Annotated in this window: 10 protein-coding genes and 2 pseudogenes; 6 read left to right on the top strand and 6 right to left on the bottom strand. The window is 69.0% G+C overall.

Annotated elements, in window-relative coordinates:
- A pseudogene (locus BRW65_RS32140) lies at positions 1-93 on the top strand (sulfotransferase); the annotation flags it as partial.
- On the opposite strand, the pseudogene BRW65_RS30870 reads toward BRW65_RS32140, so the two are convergent.
- From BRW65_RS30870 to BRW65_RS04500, 3 genes and pseudogenes are all read right to left on the bottom strand, one after another.
- Positions 82-3,897, bottom strand: a pseudogene (locus BRW65_RS30870) (non-ribosomal peptide synthetase); the annotation flags it as partial. The pseudogenes BRW65_RS32140 and BRW65_RS30870 overlap by 12 nt on opposite strands.
- 16 nt (positions 3,898-3,913) lie before the next feature.
- Positions 3,914-10,132 carry a sulfolipid-1 biosynthesis phthioceranic/hydroxyphthioceranic acid synthase gene (pks2, locus tag BRW65_RS04505; RefSeq protein WP_073871701.1) on the bottom strand — a complete coding sequence of 2,073 codons (6,219 nt, stop codon included), beginning with the start codon at positions 10,130-10,132 and terminating at the stop codon, positions 3,914-3,916.
- Between the two features lie 521 nt (positions 10,133-10,653).
- The gene (locus tag BRW65_RS04500; RefSeq protein ID WP_139272858.1) at positions 10,654-11,427 is read right to left on the bottom strand and encodes an Rv3717 family N-acetylmuramoyl-L-alanine amidase; all 774 of its coding nucleotides are present in this window, start codon (positions 11,425-11,427) and stop codon (positions 10,654-10,656) included.
- A gap of 98 nt (positions 11,428-11,525) precedes the next feature.
- Here BRW65_RS04500 and BRW65_RS04495 point away from each other — a divergent pair, with 98 nt between their 5' ends.
- Together BRW65_RS04495 and recR are read left to right on the top strand one after the other, a co-directional pair.
- On the top strand, positions 11,526-11,867 hold the full coding sequence (locus tag BRW65_RS04495; protein WP_073871697.1) for a YbaB/EbfC family nucleoid-associated protein: 342 nt from the start codon (positions 11,526-11,528) through the stop codon (positions 11,865-11,867).
- Between the two features lie 10 nt (positions 11,868-11,877).
- On the top strand, positions 11,878-12,489 hold the full coding sequence (recR, locus tag BRW65_RS04490) for a recombination mediator RecR (protein ID WP_067270973.1): 612 nt from the start codon (positions 11,878-11,880) through the stop codon (positions 12,487-12,489).
- A gap of 6 nt (positions 12,490-12,495) precedes the next feature.
- On the opposite strand, the gene BRW65_RS04485 is transcribed toward recR, so the two are convergent.
- Genes BRW65_RS04485 through BRW65_RS04475 form a run of 3 tightly spaced genes read right to left on the bottom strand, consistent with a single transcriptional unit; the run spans position 12,496 to position 14,876 of the window.
- Positions 12,496-12,933, bottom strand: coding sequence for a hypothetical protein (locus tag BRW65_RS04485; protein WP_244167980.1), 438 nt, complete (start codon positions 12,931-12,933; stop codon positions 12,496-12,498).
- 1 nt (position 12,934) lies between these two features.
- Positions 12,935-13,654 carry a type 1 glutamine amidotransferase gene (locus tag BRW65_RS04480; RefSeq protein WP_073871695.1) on the bottom strand — a complete coding sequence of 240 codons (720 nt, stop codon included), beginning with the start codon at positions 13,652-13,654 and terminating at the stop codon, positions 12,935-12,937.
- Positions 13,647-14,876 (bottom strand): Mur ligase family protein, encoded by a 1,230-nt coding sequence (locus BRW65_RS04475; RefSeq protein ID WP_073871693.1) that lies wholly within the window; start codon positions 14,874-14,876, stop codon positions 13,647-13,649. The genes BRW65_RS04480 and BRW65_RS04475 overlap by 8 nt, the downstream gene beginning before the upstream one ends.
- Before the next feature lie 132 nt (positions 14,877-15,008).
- Between BRW65_RS04475 and BRW65_RS04470 the strand changes: the two genes are divergently transcribed.
- The 3 genes from BRW65_RS04470 to BRW65_RS04460 are packed head-to-tail and all read left to right on the top strand — an operon-like array spanning position 15,009 to position 17,056.
- Positions 15,009-16,001, top strand: coding sequence for a DEDDh family exonuclease (locus tag BRW65_RS04470; RefSeq protein ID WP_073871691.1), 993 nt, complete (start codon positions 15,009-15,011; stop codon positions 15,999-16,001).
- Positions 16,002-16,043: 42 nt separating this feature from the next.
- Complete coding sequence (locus BRW65_RS04465) at positions 16,044-16,493, top strand: hypothetical protein (protein ID WP_073871689.1); 450 nt, start codon at positions 16,044-16,046, stop codon at positions 16,491-16,493.
- Positions 16,493-17,056, top strand: a complete 564-nt coding sequence (locus BRW65_RS04460; protein ID WP_073871687.1) for a TetR/AcrR family transcriptional regulator — start codon at positions 16,493-16,495, stop codon at positions 17,054-17,056. Before BRW65_RS04465 ends, BRW65_RS04460 begins: the two co-directional genes overlap by 1 nt.
- Positions 17,057-17,152: the final 96 nt, after the last annotated feature.

Raw genomic sequence — 17,152 nt, 5'->3', positions numbered from 1 at the left:
GTCGACCCCTCGCGCTTTTACGAACTGCGCTATGAGGAGTTGATCGATGACCCCGAGGGGCAGCTGCGCCGGCTGTACGACCACCTGGTGCTGCAACTCCGCCGGCCACTCCACCACCACCGTCGCCCCACGCTGATCGGCCACCGCCGGATAGGGCCGATCCGTCGGCAACTCCAACCGCTCCGGCATCCCCGCCAGCGCATCCTCCCAATACGCAAACTGGCGGCCGATCGAACCGTCGCCGTCATCGAGATCACCGAACTGAGCCCGCTGCCACAACGTGTAATCCGCATACTGCACCGGCAACTCGACCCAATCCGGTGCCCGCCCCTGCTCCCGCGCCCGATACGCCCCGCCGATGTCCCGCACCATCGGCGCCAGTGAAAGTCCATCAAAGGCGATATGGTGCAGCACGATTCCGACCACATGTTGCTCCGGGCCGACCGAGTAGATCTGCACGCGAATGGGGATGTCGGTCGACAGATCGAATCGGTGATCGGCCAGGGCCATCAACTCGGCCGCCACGTCGTGCTCCGGCAACGACACCACCGCAGCGTCCCCGCGGTGCCACATCCCGGGTCGGGCCGGCAACACCTGCTGGAACGGGACACCGTCGGCGTCGGGGAACACCGTGCGCAGGGACTCGTGGCGGCCGATGACGTCGTCGAGGGCCGCGCCGAGGGCCTCGACGTTCAAGGGCCCGCTGATCCGGAACGCGGTGGGCATGTTGTAGGTCGCGGCGCGGTCCCGCCATTGCTCGAGGAACCACAACCGGCTCTGGGCGAACGAAAGTGGGATGACCACGGGCCGGTCGCCCGCCACCAGTGGCTCGCGTCCGGCCCCGTCGTGATTGAGGCGGGGCGCCAAAAGTGCCACCGTGGGCGCGTCAAACAACGCGCGTAACGACAGGCCGGCTTTCAAGGATTTGTTGATGGCGGTGACGAGGCGCATCGCCGATAGTGAATCACCGCCCAGGTCGAAGAACGACTCGTCGACCCCGACCCGGTCGAGGCCGAGCACCTCCGCAAAGGCGCCGGCCAGCACCTCTTCCATGGCGGTGACCGGGGCACGAAATCTGTTGGCGTCAAAGTATTCCGGCGCGGGAAGGGCACGCTTGTCGAGTTTTCCGTTGATCGTGAGCGGCAGCGCGTCCATCACAATCACCGCGGCCGGCACCATATAGCTCGGCAGTCGCTCGGCCAGCGCGGCGCGCGCGCCGGCCGTGTCGACCGTCCCGGTGACGTAGCCGACCAGGCGCGGGGCGCCGGGTTGGTCTTCACGGGTGATCACCGCCGCCTGGTCGACCCCGTCCAGTGCGGCCAACGCGGCCCGAACCTCGCCGAGTTCGATGCGATACCCGCGGATTTTGACTTGCTCGTCGGCGCGGCCGACGTAGTGCAGCTGCCCGTCGGCGTCCCAGCGCACCAGGTCCCCGGTGCGATACATGCGCGCTCCGGGTGATCCGAACGGGCAGGCGACAAAGCGTGAAGCGGTTAGGCTGGCCCGGCGCCAATAGCCGACGCCCACGCCGCGGCCCGCAACATATAGCTCGCCGACCACATCGACCGGTACCGGGCGTAACCACTGGTCGAGGACGAACGCCGCCGCCCCGGGTACCGGCGCCCCGATCGGCGGTGTGCCCGAGTCCGGTGCCAAAGGTGCACTCCTGGTCGCGCACACGGTGGTTTCGGTGGGGCCGTAGCCGTTGATCACAGTGTGGTTCTGCGCCCATCGATCGACGACCTCGGGAGGGCAGGCCTCGCCGGCCACCAGTAGTGTTGCCGCTCCGAAGCTTTCGGCGGGCAGGGCCGCCAGCGCTGACGGCGTTTGGCTCAGCATCCCGACCTGTTCGCCGACCAGCAAGGCGCGGAAGTCGTCCGGTGAGCGGGCCACCGACTCGGGCACCACCACCAGCCGGCCCCCGAACAGCAGAGCGCTCCAGATCTCTTCGACAGAGGCGTCGAAGGCCAACGAATGCCACTGCGCCCAGACCTGTCCCGACGGGTTGAGCGATTTCAACAGCTGCGTCAGGTTGTGGTGGGAGACGGCAACACCTTTCGGAACACCGGTCGTGCCGGAGGTGTAGATGAGGTAGGCGATGTCGTCGGGCGTGGGCGCCGGCAATGCGGTACCGGGTTGAGTGTCGATGCGCGGGTCGGCGATGTCGACGACGGTCGGCTCGCACCCGTCCAGCCGCGACCCCATGTCCGCCGTCGTCACGACGGCAATCGGGGTGGCGTCGGCCAGCATGAACTCGATCCGTGCGTCCGGCAGCCCCGGATCGATCGGCAGATACGCCGCCCCGGTCTTGAGCACCGCAAGCATCGCGATGACGGCAGCAGGCGAACGCGCGAGCAGCAGAGCCACGCTCTGCCCGGGGCCCGCGCCCCGACCGACCAGGAAGTGGGCCAGCCGATTAGCGGCCTCGTCGAGTTCCCGGTAGGTCATCGAGCGGCCCTCGAAGACCAGCGCTACGGCCGCCGGCGCGCGCGACACCTGGCCGGCGAACAGGTCCGGAATCGACACCGGTTCGGGTGCGGGCTGGGTCAGCATCGACCGGTTGCCCCATCCATCGATCCGCGTGTACTCGTCGGCGCTGCACGGGTCGATCGACAACAGCCGACGTTCGGGATCGCCGGTCATCGCCGCCAGCACCCGCATCAAGCGTTCAGCCAGGTCGGCGGCGGTGAAGCCCGCAAACGGCTGCCCAGCACCCTCGACGCCGAACAGCAGTTGATCTCCGACGGCCGAGAAGAACAACCCGAAGCCGTCGGCGAGACCGGAATTGGTATATGACGCCGAAGCCGCCAGACCACCGAAGTCCAAGGCGAGCACCGCGGGAAGGAAGTTGACGCTCACTCGCTGGGCGGACTGCCGAGGGTCGCCGGAACGTACCTTGCGCTCCAGCCCGCGCACGGGAAAACGCTGGTGGCGCAATGCCTCTCGTATTCGCGCATCGACATGCCGGCAGAGGTCGCTGACCGTGCATTGCGGCGAGAGTTTCAACACCAGCGGAACGACGCCGGAGACCATGCCGGGAATCGTCTTCGATTCCGGGGTAACCCGCCTGCTCACCGGGAAGTCGAGCACCACCTCCGTACCGTTGCCACTCCACGCGCGCACCAACAGGGCGCATGCGGCGGTGATGACCGATGACCGAGGCATTTCCCAGGCGTGGGACAACTCTTCGACTCGGCGAAGGACCGCAGGATCCAGCTGGATCGGGGCGGAGGAACGGTACGGACCGCCCTCATTCGCCCGCCGGAACCGCCGATCCGGTTCGTCGTGGGATGGGAGATTCCGAGACCAGTACGCTTCATCCTCGGCGTAATCGGTCGACGCTTCGTACTCCGACTCGCATCTGACCAAATCCGCCAGCGAGCCGAAGAACGGTGACGGCATGGGCGCGCCCGAGATGACCGCGGAGTAGATGGTCGCGATCCGATGGCCGACGAGCGCAATGCCCGATGCGTCGGCGACGATGTGGTGACAGCAGGTGAACCAATAGAATTCGTTGACACCCGTCTGAAAGAGCGCGAATCTGAACAACGGTCCGGTGAATGGCATGGGTGTGCGCTGAATTGACGCCGCGATTTCCTGGGCATCCCGCACGGCATTGTCCGAGCCGCGCAGGTCGTGGAACGCGAGGTCGACCTCGGGATCGTCAAGCGCTTGCTGCAGGACCTGGCCGTCCTCGGAAAGGATTGCCGCCCTGACGGGTTCGGCCTCCCGCAGCGCCCGGCGGATCGCCCACTCGAGGGGCTTGCGCTCCACGCGCCCGGTGATCTTGACGAAGAGGCCAAGTTGCCAGTCGGTGGCGGAGCGGCCCGTCTCCTGCGCCAGCCAGATATCCAACTGCCCCTGTGTCAGGGGAAGCGCACGCTCGTCAAGTTGCATCCATCACCCCCCGAGATCAGGCGACTTCCGCGGGTGCCAGCTTTTCGCACAACAGGCCCGCCAGACCACGAATCGTGATGGTGGAGATGTCGGCGGACGGGATGCGAACCCCCGTTTCGGTTTCAATTCGGGTGCGTAGTTCGAGCGCACCGAGTGAATCCAGGCCGTATCCGGACAGCGGCCGATCGGGATCGACGCTACGACGCAGAATCAAGCTGACCTGATCGGAGATCAGGCGTCGCAGCGAGGTGGGCCACTCGTCCTTGGGCAGTCCGTTCAGCTCGGCGCGCAGTCTGCCTGTGCCCGTTGCATTTCCGACAGGGCGAAACGCTTCAGCGAACGGGCTGCGCTCGGCCAGCAGTTGCAGCCACGAAGCGCCCGTGATCGGTGCGTAGCCGGTGTAGGCCCGGTCGTGACGCACCAGTGTTTCGAACGCGTACGCGCCCTCGTCGGGCCGGATCGCGACGTCCGAACTCTCCGCCAGGGCGGTGGCACGCCCGATCTGGGCCCAGGGGCCCCAGGCGATGGCGGTCGCCGGCCGGCCCTGAGCCCGCCTCCAGTGGGTGAAGGCGTCCAGCCAGCTATTGGCCGCCGCGTAGGCGCCCTGGCCGGGAGAACCCACTAGGGCGGCAGCCGAGGAAAACGAGCAATACCAGTCCAACGGCTGGTCGATGGTGGCTGCGTGGAGGTGCCATGCGCCGTAAACCTTTGGCCTCCAATCACGCTCGGCTAGCTCCGCGGTGATGTTGCTCAGGATGGCGTCGTCTACCACTGCCGCCGCGTGGAGTACGCCCCGCACCGGGAGCCCCGTGGCGGTCGCGGTGTCCACCAGGCGGCGCGCGGTGGAGGGTTCGGCGATGTCACCGCACTCGACCGCGACGTCGGTGCCGGCCGCCCCGATGCGCGCGATCGTTTCCATGGCTTCTGGCGTCGGCCGCGACCGGGAGCACAGCACGATGCGTCCGCACCCGGCGGTCGCCAACTTCCCGGCCAGAAACAGGCCAAGCCCCCCAAGCCCGCCGGTCACGATGTAGGCGCCGTCGCGGCGGAAGACCGGGGCCTGCGCCGGCGGCACCGGCACACGCCGCACACCGCTTCGCGGCATGTCGAGGACGAGCTTGCCGGTGTGCCGGGCGGCCGCCACGAGGCGAATCGCGTTGTCCGCGTCCGCAAGCGGGTGGTGCGTGGTGTCCGGCACCGGCAGTGTCCCGTCGGCGATCAAGCGATACACCGTGGTCAGTAGGGCGCGCACGCGGTCCGGCTCACTGGCGGACAGCAGCGCCATGTCGACGTTGTGGAAAGCGATGTTGCGTGCGGGGATTTGTCCCAGCGCGGCCTCGCGCCGGCTGATGTCGATGAATCGGCCGCCCGGCGCGAGCAATTCGAGTCCGGCCCGTTGGGTGGCACCGGACGCCGAGTTGAGCACGACGTCCACGCCGCGGCCGTCGGTGTCGCGACGTATCAGGTCGGCGAAGTCGGTGCTGCGCGAGTCGTAGACGTGGCCAACGCCCCTGTCCCGCAGAAGTTGCCGGTGCGCCTCACTGCCCGCGGTGGCGAAGATTTCGGCGCCCGCCGCGCGGGCGATCGCGATCGCCGCCTGTCCCACCCCACCGGTCGCGGAGTGGATCAAGACGCGATCACCGGGCTTGATGTGGGCCAGCTCATGCAAGCCGTGATACGCGGTGGCGTGCGCGGTCGGTACCGCGGCCGCCTGCCCGTCGGACAGTCCAGCCGGCAGCGCGACCGCCAGGCGCGCATCGCACGTGATGAAGGTGCCCCAAGAGCCACCGCCGCACAGCCCGCCGACTCGATCGCCCACGTTGTGGTCCGCGACGCCTTCTCCGACCGCGGTGACCACCCCGGCGAAATCGGTGCCCAGCCCGCGGTGGGGGTCGTGGCCCAGCGCGGCCAGCACGTCGGGGTAGCTTAGGCCGGCGGCGCTGACCGCGACTTCGATCTCCCCGGGCCCCGGCGAACGCCGTTCGTGGAAAACGACTTCCATCGACGCAAGGTCCCCGGTCGTAGGGATCTGCAGACGGATCCCGTCGCGCCCCGGGTCCACGAGTGTGGTTCGTCGCTCTTCGGGGAGCAGCGGGGTGCGGGACAGGCGCGCGGCGTACCAGGCGCCCTGGCGCCACGCGGTCTCGTCCTCTCGCGAGCCGCCAAGCAGTTGCCGGGCCAGCTGTTCGGGGTCGGTGGCATGGTCCATGTCGATCTGGGTGACCCGCAGGTGCGGATTCTCGGTGCCGATCACCCGCACCAGACCACGCAGCCCACCCTGCTCCAGGTCCGGCACGTCGGCGGCGACCACAGCCTGGGCGTTGCGGGTCACGACATAGAGCCGCGGGAGTTCGCCCGGGAAGTCAGGCAGACCGCGGGTGATGCGGACCAAATGCTGCACCGACTCACAGCCCAGGCGCGCGGACTGGTCGGCGGCACCGCCGTTACTGGGTCCGGTCAGAACCACCATTCCGCTGAATCCACCCGTCCGCAGGTGATCTCGAAGCTGTTGTGCCGTCGCATCGTGGTCGGCGTGCGCTGGCCAGCACATCGTGATGCACTGCGCACCAAGTCCTTTCAGGGCATCGGTCAACGCGGCACCGAGGTCACCTGCGGTGGTGATCAACAACCACGTCCCGGCGGTCACGTGGTGGCCGTCGGGCAGCTCGCGCTGCCGCCAGTCGATCGTCAGCAGCCGTTCGGAAAGCAGCCGGTCGGCGTCGCCGTTGTCGGCTGCCCTCGCGCCCAACCGCAGCCCCTGCACGGAAAGAAGAGTCGTCCCATGCTCATCGAGCATGTCGAGATCGGCCTCGACTCCAGCCAGATCAGCGTGAGTTACCCGGGTGTAGCAGTAGCGGGCGCTCCGGGTGGCACGGTGGAGACGCAGTGCCCCGATCCCGAGCGGCAACGCCAGCGCGTCATCGTCGAGCGCCTGCACCTTCGGGTGGGCGGCGATGGATTGGAAGCACGCGTCCAGCAGCGCCGGGTGTACCGCGTAACCCTCTTGCCGCGAACGGATTTGACTGGGCAGCGCGACCTCGGCGAGCACGGTATCGGGCGCCTGGTCGCCGCTGCGCAGCGCGACCAATCCGCTGAACGCCTGGCCATACTGAACGCCGCGCCGGTCCAGGCGCCGGCGCACCTCGGCGCCGTCCTCGCGGTGCGGGTGGGCGGCCAGCAGCGCGAGCATGTCCCGCGTGGCCGGCTGCTGAGGGCCGGCGGCGCGGAGGACTGCCGTCGCGTGCCGCCCCTGCTGTTTGGTCGCCACCGCGAACTCAACGACATCCGGTGCTGACGCGGACGCCGAGGCGCTGACCGTGGTTTGCTCATCGAGCAGCAGCGCGCGCTCGAAACGCAGATCACCGACCTCGGCGTCGTCGCCGAGCACGACGCTCGCGGCGCCCAGCGCCATCTCGCAGTACGCCGCCGCCGGCAGCACCGGAACGTTGCGGATGCGGTGATCGTCCAGCCAGGGTTGGGCGGAGGTGCCCGCCTCGGCCTGCCAGACGTGGCGTTCCGGTTCCTCCAGCAAGCGCACGTGGGCACCCAACAGCGGGTGAACCGAAATGCTCCGGCCGTGCGCCGGGGATTCGGAATCGACGCGGCGCAACAACAGCTGCCGGTGGGCCCACGTCGGCAGCGGCGCGTCCACGAGCCGGCCGTCGGGGTTGAGCACCGAGAAGTCCACGGCGGCACCGGCGCAGTGCAGGTCGGCTACGAAGCCGCGCAGCCCGAATGGCAGTGCTTGGCCGCGGCGCATGACCGCTAGGGCGGCCAGCGGCATGTCCAGACTGCGGGCGGTCTGCTCGATCGCGTGGGTGAGCAGCGGGTGGGGAGACAATTCCGCGAACACCCGGTGTCCCTCCTCCAACGCGGCCCGCACCGCCGGGGCGAACCGCACCATCTGGCGGAGGTTCTGCACCCAGTAGTCGGCATCGCACACCGGCCGCTCACGCGCGTCGTACAGGGTCGCCGAGTAGAAGGGGATTTCCGGCGGCATCGGCTGGAGGTCGGCAAGCGCGTCCGCCAGGTCGTCGAGGATCGGATCCACCTGTGGGGAATGCGACGCGACGTCGACGGCGATCTCGCGGGCCAACACCTCGTGCAGCTCCCAGGATGCGACCAGATCGCGAACGGTTTGGGTGGCCCCGCCGATCACCGTGGACTGCGGCGAGGCGACCACCGCCACCACCGCGTCGTCGATGCCGCGGGTGATGAACTCCGAAAGCACTTGCTGGGCAGGAAGTTCCACCGATGCCATCGCACCGGATCCGGCGATGCGGGACATCAGCCGCGAACGCCGGCAAATGACGCGCGCTCCGTCTTCCAGCGACAAGGCACCGGCGACGACGGCGGCGGCGACCTCGCCGAGGGAATGGCCGATGACCGCGCCCGGGCGCGCCCCGTACGAGCGCAAGGTGGCGGCGAGCGCGACTTGCATGGTGAACAGGGTCGGCTGGATTCGGTCGATGCCGGTGACGGTCTGCGCCGCGGTCATCGCCTCGGTCACCGAGAATCCGGCTTCGTGCGCGATCAGAGGCTCGGCCTCGGCGACGGTTGCGGCGAAAACCGGCTCTGTGGTCAGCAATTCGGCGCCCATCTGGGTCCACTGTGATCCCTGCCCCGAGAACACCCACACCGGCCCCCGGTCGTCGTGCCCGGTCGCGGCGGGGTACGGACCTTCGCCGGCGGCCATCTCCCGCAGTGCCGCAATCAGTTCCGGGTGGTTGCCCGCAATGACGGCGCCGCGCACCGGGCGGTGCACGCGCCGACGGGCCAGGGTGTAGGCCAGATCCGGTAACCGCACGTCCGCGTTTGCTGCCAGCCAATCGGCCAGCCTGCCGGCGGAGCGGCGCAGCTCGTCGGGCGTGCTGGACGACAGCGGGAACATCAGGGGGTCGGTCCTCGGCGATTCAACCGAAACGGTCCCCGCGGCAGCGGGTTCGGGTGCCTGCTCGACGATCGCGTGAGCGTTGGTGCCGGAAAGCCCGTACGACGACACCGCCGCCCGCCGGGGACGACCGGCATCGCGTGGCCACGGCGTAACCGTCTGCGGCACAAACAGTTTGGTCTCGATGGCGGCCAGCTGCTCGGGCAGCTTGGTGAAGTGCAGATTCTGGGGCACCACGCCGTGGTGCAGGGCCAGGACCGCTTTCATCAGCCCCAGCGCGCCGGCCGCCGCCTGGGCATGCCCGAAATTGGTTTTCACCGCGCCCAGCGCGCACGCGCCGTCGATGCCGTACACGTCGGTCAGGCTGGTGTATTCGATCGGGTCGCCGATCGGCGTGCCGGTGCCGTGGGCCTCGACCATGCCGATGCTGGCGGCGTCGACGCCCGCGGCTGCCAACGCCGCCCGATACACCGCGGTTTGCGCCGCGACCGAGGGGGTGGCGATGTTGACGGTGTGGCCGTCTTGGTTGGTGGCGGTGCCGCGGATGACCGCCAAAATCCGGTCACCGTCACGCAGTGCGTCGGCTAATCGCTTGAGCAGCAACACGACACAGCCTTCGGAGGACGCGAACCCGTCCGCCTCGACGTCAAACGCGTGACACCTTCCGGTGGGGGACAGCATGCCTTCCGCGGAGCCCGCGACGAACTTCCGTGGATCAAGGATCACGGTCACGCCGCCCGCCAGCGCGAGGTCGCTTTCACCGTCGCCGAGGCTGCGACAGGCCAGGTGCACCGCCGTCAGACCGGACGAACAAGCGGTGTCCACCGTGACCGCGGGGCCGTGCACGCCCAACGCATACGCAATGCGTCCGGACGCCAAACTGAAGCTGCTGCCGGAGAATCCATACGGCCCCTCCACGGCGTGCGCGTCGGCAGCCAGGAGTTGGTAGTCGCCGTGAGTCAGCCCCACGAACACGCCGGTGAGCGAGTCGGCCATGGTCTCTGGGGTGAGGCCGGCGTGCTCCATGGCCTCCCATGAGGTTTCCAGCAGCAGCCGGTGCTGCGGGTCGATCGCGATGGCTTCGCGCTCGCTAATCCCGAAGAATTCGCAATCGAAGCCGGCGACGTCGTCGAGGAAGCCGCCCCACTTCGTCACCGAGCGGCCGGGCACGCCCGGCTGGGGGTCGTAATACTCGTCGGCGTCCCATCGGTCCGGGGGCACCTCGGTGACGAGGTCATCCCCGCGCAGCAGGGCCTCCCACAACCGCTCGGGAGAGTCGATGCCCCCCGGCAATCGGCAGGCCATGCCGATAACAGCAGTGGAAGTGAAATCCGATGTCTCCACGGCCGTCCACCCCCTCTTATCCGCCGGGGCGGTGAGTGCGTACGAATCCCGATCGTTCGGCGGCCTCGACCATCGGCTGGGGTGCTTTGCTGAATTGACGCCTAAGCAAATGAGGGCCGACTGTGGCGCCGGTGGTTACCCCGAGGCCGAACCGCCCGTCCGTGCGAGGGCGCCCCGAACTCGAGCTGGGCGGAGACGTGCAACGGGGATGGCCGCGTTTCCCACTGTTCGGCAGTGGGGCGGGATCTTGCCGAAGGCCGGTCAGACGCCGTCGCGCGCCGGTCGTCGGCCGCGACACACGAGTTGTCCTTGTCGTTGTCGACGGACTGATCATCGGTTCTCCCACACCGCAAGTCGACATGCGTAAAACAGACCCTACAGAAGGTCATCTCGGCGCGCGGCGCGTTGAGGCAAATTCTTCTGGGTGACAAGTGTGTTAGCCCGGCGTTACGCCGCGCTTGCTCAGGCGGCCCCGATTACCGGGCAATGGCGCCGGCCGGGGAGGCGGCCGGCGTCGGGGCCTAGCGCGCCTGGCCCTGAGAGGCCAGGAAGCCCGCGACGCCGCGGACCATCGCGTCGGCGTATTTCTGTCTGCCCTCGGCCGACTCCATCAGCGCCGAGTCGGCGGGGTTCTTCATGTTGCCGCACTCGACCAGGATCGACGGGTACTGCGCCAAGTTCAGCCCGGCAAGATCCGAGCGCCCGTACAGCCCGCTCTGGCCGATGTAATTGGCGGGCGGAATCCCGGACGCCTGCATCTGGTCGCGCATGATCCGGGCGTACTGCACCGACGGCCCGGCCTGCACCTGGTTCAGCGGCGGGGCCGAGTAGTTGACGTGGAATCCACGGCCGGACGCGGGTCCGCCGTCGGCGTGGATGCTCAGGACCGCGTTGGGGTGCAGCGCGTTGGCCATGTTGGCGCGCTCGTCGACGCACGGTCCCAGCCCGGTGTCGTTGCCGCGCGCCATCGCGGTGCGGACGCCCAGGGCGTTCAACTCCGCACGGACCCGCAGCGCCGTGTCCCAGGTGAAGGTGTGTTCCTGATAGCCGCTGTTGGTCGACGTTCCGCTCGCCTGGCAGTCCTTGGTGCCACCGCGACCGGTTGGCACCTGGCGGCTGATGGACGCGTCGTTGGAACCGTTGTGGCCGGGGTCGATGAAGACCACCATGCCGGCGATGTTGGACGGGACCGCCCACGCGGCCGGGGTCGCGGCCGGGGTGATCGCCGCCGAAGCGGCAACCAGCACACCGATGACCATCCTGATGCCGACACGCCTGCTCACTCGAAGGTCCACGGCGCAAAGGTAGCCTTGCGCGGTCTACGCTGGGTGTTTCGAATCGCCGGACACACGCAGGCGAAACCAACTCGAGACCAAGATGCGAGGGGACTGTCATGCAACCCGGAGGCGACATGTCGGCGCTGCTCGCCCAGGCGCAGCAGATGCAGCAGAAGTTGATGGAGGCCCAGCAACAGCTCGCCAACGCCGAGATACACGGACAGGCCGGCGGTGGCTTGGTCAGGGTGACGGTGAAGGGCAGCGGCGAGGTGGTCGCGGTGCAGATCGACCCCAAGGTGGTCGACCCCGGCGACGTCGAGACGCTGCAGGACTTGATCGTCGGCGCCATGGCCGACGCCTCCACGCAGGTCACCCGGATGGCCCAGGAGCGACTGGGGGCCCTGGCCGGCGGTTTCGGCGGGCCGCCGCCGGGACAGCCGCCGGCGCCGGCGGTATAGAACCTCCAGCATGTTTGAAGGACCGGTCCAGGATTTGATCGACGAGCTCGGCAAGTTGCCGGGCATCGGGCCCAAGAGCGCCCAGCGCATCGCCTTCCATCTGTTGTCGGTCGAGCCGCCGGACATCGACCGGTTGACCGCGGCGCTGGGCAAGGTCCGCGACGGCGTGCGGTTCTGTGCGGTGTGCGGCAACGTCTCCGACAACGAGCGGTGCAGGATCTGTTCGGATCCCCGGCGGGACGGCTCGCTGGTCTGCGTCGTCGAGGAGCCCAAGGATGTGCAGGCCGTCGAGCGCACCCGCGAGTTCCGTGGCCGCTACCACGTGCTGGGCGGCGCGCTGGATCCGTTGTCCGGGGTGGGGCCCGAGCAGTTGCGGATCCGCGAGCTGCTGAGCCGGATCGGGGAGCGGGTCGACGACGTCGACATCAGCGAGGTGATCATCGCCACCGACCCGAACACCGAGGGCGAGGCCACCGCCACCTACCTGGTTCGGATGCTGCGCGACATCCCGGGGCTGACCGTGACACGGATCGCGTCCGGGCTGCCGATGGGCGGGGACCTGGAGTTCGCCGACGAACTGACGCTGGGCCGCGCGCTCGCGGGTCGCCGGGCGATGGTCTGAGGTTGCTCAGGTCTTGGTCAGTCGGAACGGCCGGGTGACCGTCGAGCCGGGACCGCCACACCCGTCGGACGTGGTCGTCCGGCCCTCACCGGCAAGCGACACGGCGTCGAAGCTGTAGTCGACGGTCGCCGGGACCGATGTTCCGTTCGCGCACGGCGCCTGCGTCGCGCCGCTGTGTGTCCAGCGTCCGTTCGCGAGGTCGAACTCCCAGCTGATGACGAACGTCCCGCCGTCCTGCGAGGTCGCCAGCGTGCAGTCCGACCCGCAGGGGGCGAAAAGCCACGTGGTCGACTTGTCGCTGTCGGTATAGAGCACGGTGTAACGACCGCTCGGCACCTCCGGGGTGGCGTGCGCTGGCACCGGCGTCATCAACGCGGCCGCGACCAGCAGGGCGCCGCCGCCCGCCAACCCGGGCCGGCTGATTCTCGGGATGTCATTCCGCACGTCAGCGCGCCGCCAACCGCTCCCGGCGCAACAACTCCACCTCGGGCAGCTCCAGCGGCGCCAGCTCACCCACCACCTTGCTCAACAGCAGGTCGGCCAGCTCGGGATTGCGGGCCAGGCAGGGGCCGTGCATGTAGGTGGCCACGACGCTGCCTTGCACCGCGCCGTCGAAGCCGTCGCCCGCCCGGTTGCCCGCGCCCTTGGCCACCGCGCCCAGCGGCGACGCGGCCGGGCCCAGAACCGTTCCGCCCCGGTGGTTCTCGAAACCGGTGAGCCGTTGGGACAGACCCGGCAGCAGCGGCTTGGTGATCAGTTCGCCAATGGTGCGAACCTCCTGCGGCGAGGTGGTGGCATCGAGCAGGCCCACGCCGTCGACCCGTTCACCCGCCGACGTCTCGTACCATCGCCCGAGCACCTGGACGGCGGCGCAGATCGCCAGCACGGGCGCTCCCCGCTCGGCGGCGCGCTGCAGGCCGGGGTGCTTGATCAGGTGCTTGGTGGCCAAGCGCTGCGCGTAGTCCTCGGCCCCGCCCAGGGTGTAGAGGTCCAGCGAGTCCGGCACCGGGTCGGCCAGCGTGATCTCGACGATCTCGGCGGCGATGCCCCGCAACCGCAGGCGCTGGCGCAGCACCAGCGCGTTGCCGCCGTCGCCGTAGGTGCCCATCACGTCGGGCAGCACCAGCCCGATCCGCACCTTCGAAAAGGACGATGTATCAGCCATGGCGCGCCAACGCCCGTTGCAGCTGAAGGAAGGCGGTGTAGTTGGCGACGACCTCGACCTGTCCCGGCGGGCAGGACGCGATGGCGGCCACGGTGTCGTGCACCAGGGTGTGGTCGACGCCCGCGTAGCCGAGGCGCACCGCGAGGTCGGTGCCCCGCTCCCCGGCGGCTACGACGGCGGTGTTCTCGAAGTGCTCGAAGCGCACGTCCCAGAGCCAGGACAGGTCTTCGCCGTCGGGCACCTGCCCGTTGACCGAGATGACGACCCCGGCCGCCCCTTTGTCGACCATCGACAGCGCCTCCTGCCAGCCGGCCGGATTCTTGGCCAGCAGGATGCGCGCGTCGTGGTCGCCGACGCGGACGGTCCGGTAGCGCCCGGCGACCTCGTCGACGCTCGACACGGCCGCCACCGCTTTCGCGGGGTCGGCGCCCAGCGCGACGGCGGCGGCGACGGCCTGGGCGGCATTGCCGCGGTTGACCGCGCCCGGCAGCGCCAACCGCATCGGCAGCGCCAGCCCGTCGGGCCCGTACAGCGTCTCGTCGTCGAACCACCACTGCGGGCTGGGCCGCTTGAAGTCGGCGCCGGTGGAATACCAATGCCCTTTGTCACGGACGATCACCTCGCCGCTGCGCGGGCAGCTGACCGAGTCGTTCGCCCAGGAGCCGCCCGCGGCCACCCACACCACGTTCGGGCTGTCATAGGCCGCCGACGTCATGAGCACGTCGTCGCAGTTGGCGACGACGACGGCGTTCGGGTGCCGGGCCAACCCGGCGCGCAGGGTGCGTTCGATGACGTTGATCTCGCCGACCCGGTCCAGCTGGTCGCGCGACAGGTTGAGCAGCACGACGACGGCGGGCTCGACGGCGTCGGAGACGTGCGGCACGTGCATCTCGTCGACCTCCAGGGCCGCCAGCGGCGCCTCGCGGTTCGCCGCCAGCGCGGCCACCAGCCCGGCGTCCATGTTCGCGCCTTCGGCGTTCGTGGCCACCGAACCCAGCGTGCCGAGCGCGGCGGCGGTCATCCGGGTGGTGGTCGACTTGCCGTTGGTTCCGGTGACGACGACGGTGCGCCGTCCGGCCGCCAGCTGACGTAGGACCGAGCGGTCCAGGGTCATCGCGATCAGGCCGCCGATCATGGCGCCGGCGCCGCGCCCGGTCACCCGCGATGCCCAGCGCGCGCTCGCTCCCGCGGCGAGCGCAAGGCGTGCACGGGTGGTGACCACCCGCGCAGTTTAAGGGCGATCGCAAGCGCGGCGCAGAGCGCCGGGTGCTGCGGGTCGCCCTCACCGAATTCAGCGACCGACACGGCGGCGCAGCGACCCGGTGATGTCGGTCCGACGTGCCATCCTGTCGACATGAACCGGGTGTCCTGGGGGCGGCCGGCCAGCGAGCCGGACGGGGGTTGGGCCGTCATCGACGTCGAGACGTCGGGATTTCGGCCCGGTCAGGCGCGTGTCATCAGCCTGGCGGTACTGGGCCTCGACGCCGACGGCCGCGTGGAGCAATCCGTCGTCAGCCTGCTCAACCCCGGCGTGGACCCAGGCCCAACCCACGTGCACGGCCTGACGGCGGCCATGCTGGAAGACCAGCCGCAGTTCGCCGACGTCGTCGACGACGTGGTCAAGGTGCTGGACGGCCGCACGCTGGTGGCCCACAACGTCGCGTTCGACTACGCGTTCCTGGCCGCGGAAGCCGAGCTTGCCGAGGCCGAGCTCCCGATCGACTCCGTCATGTGCACCGTCGAGCTGGCCCGGCGGTTGGATCTCGGCATCGACAACCTGCGCTTGGAGACCCTCGCGGCGCACTGGGGCGTCACCCAGGAACGGCCGCACGACGCCTTCGACGACGCGCTGGTCCTGACCGGTGTGCTGGAGTCGGCGCTCAAGCGGGCGCGCGAGCGCGACATCTGGCTGCCGGTGCATCCGGTGACCCGGCGCCGGTGGCCGAACGGGCGCGTCACCCACGACGAGCTGCGTCCGTTGAAGGTGCTGGCCTCGCGGATGCCTTGCCCGTATCTCAATCCCGGGCTCTACGTGTCGGGCCGGCCGCTGGTGCAGGGCATGCGGGTGGCCCTGGCGGCCGAAGTCGGCCGCACCCACGAGGAACTGGTCGAACGCATCCTGCACGCCGGGCTGGCCTATAGCGACGCCGTCGACGGGGAGACCTCGCTGGTGGTCTGCAACGACCCGGCCCCGGATCAGGGCAAGGGCTATCTGGCCAAGCAGCTCGGGGTGCCGGTGGTCTCCGACGCGCAGTTCATGGCCTCCATCCGCGCGGTCGTCGGCGGCACCAGCATGGAGGAGTTCACCGACACCACCACGGTCGACCAGCAGCTCGCGCTTTTCTGAGCCATCCTTGCACCACTACGCTCGTAGTGCTACCGTCGCAGCATGAGCACCACTACCGATGTAGTAGATACGCGATCGCGGTGGGGGTCCTATCGCCGCCACGGCTTTTTCTTCCGCCCGGCGGCCATGCTGACCATCTCCCTCGGATTCGCCCTGCATCTATACCGCGTGCTCTTCGGCGACGCCCTCACCCTGCAGCACGCCGCAACACTGACCAACGACCGGCTCCTGCTCGTGCCGATGACCTACGCCGGGATCACCGGCATCCTGGTGTGGCGGCACGTCCGGTACGCCAACAAGCGGCACCGGGCGCTGTTCACCGCATCGGTGGTTTACATCGCCGGCAGCGTGCCGCTGCACATCTACCTCGACTACGTGATCAAGGACCTCACGTTCGTGAGCTGGTTCCCGATGTGGTTCAGCTACCTGCTCCTGATCGTCGTCTATCCGGCGTTCCTGACGATGTTCTGGCGACTGCGCTTCCAGAACTGATGCCGCCCAACCCGGAGCGCCGCGCCCAGCTGCTCGACGCCGCGATCGACATCCTCGCCGACGTGGGCGTCGGGGGTCTGACGCATCGGCAGGTCGACGACCGGGCGGGCCTGCCCGCGGGCACGACCTCCAACTACTTCCGGACCCGCCAGGCCCTGCTCGAGGCCACGGCGGCCCGCACCGTCGACCTGCATTGGCAACGCGTCGAGTTGTTGCGAAGCGCGGTCGGATCACTCGATCGCGACGGCGTCAAAGCCCTCATAAAGCAACTGCTTTCATTGCCTGACGAGCAGGCCCGCAGGTACACGCTGGCGCGGTTCGAGCTGTTCATGGAGGGTACGCGTCGGCCCGAGTTGCGGCCGTTCCTCAAAGACCTGCAGGCCGCCGCGGTGAAGTCCGCGACGCTGATCCTCGAGGCCGCGGGCTTCACTCCGACACCGGACCAGATGGACGAGCTGAGCCGATTGCTCAACGGCTATGCGTTCAGCAGTCTCACGCTTCCCGGGGCCGACGATCCCGCCGAGTTGGTGGATCGGCTGCTGCGCGCGTACTTCCCCGCCTAGCCCGCGGGTGCCCGCCCGATCGCGGGTCGCTTCCAGCAAGTTCTCAGCGGAAACCCTGGAACTCTCCAGGTGTTGCCCAGAGGCTAATGGTTACCA

Source organism: Mycobacterium paraffinicum (assembly GCF_001907675.1).
GTDB classification, from domain to species: Bacteria; Actinomycetota; Actinomycetes; order Mycobacteriales; family Mycobacteriaceae; genus Mycobacterium; species Mycobacterium paraffinicum_A.
This window is presented reverse-complemented; position numbering and strand designations above follow the sequence as displayed.

Coding starts and splice junctions, on each gene's coding strand:
- BRW65_RS04480 (WP_073871695.1), bottom strand. CDS start 13,654: ATGGCTGATACATCGTCCTTTTCGAAGGTGCGGATCGGGCTGGTGCTG.
- BRW65_RS04465 (WP_073871689.1), top strand. CDS start 16,044: ATGAGCACCACTACCGATGTAGTAGATACGCGATCGCGGTGGGGGTCC.
- BRW65_RS04470 (WP_073871691.1), top strand. CDS start 15,009: ATGAACCGGGTGTCCTGGGGGCGGCCGGCCAGCGAGCCGGACGGGGGT.
- recR (WP_067270973.1), top strand. CDS start 11,878: ATGTTTGAAGGACCGGTCCAGGATTTGATCGACGAGCTCGGCAAGTTG.
- BRW65_RS04460 (WP_073871687.1), top strand. CDS start 16,493: ATGCCGCCCAACCCGGAGCGCCGCGCCCAGCTGCTCGACGCCGCGATC.
- BRW65_RS04495 (WP_073871697.1), top strand. CDS start 11,526: ATGCAACCCGGAGGCGACATGTCGGCGCTGCTCGCCCAGGCGCAGCAG.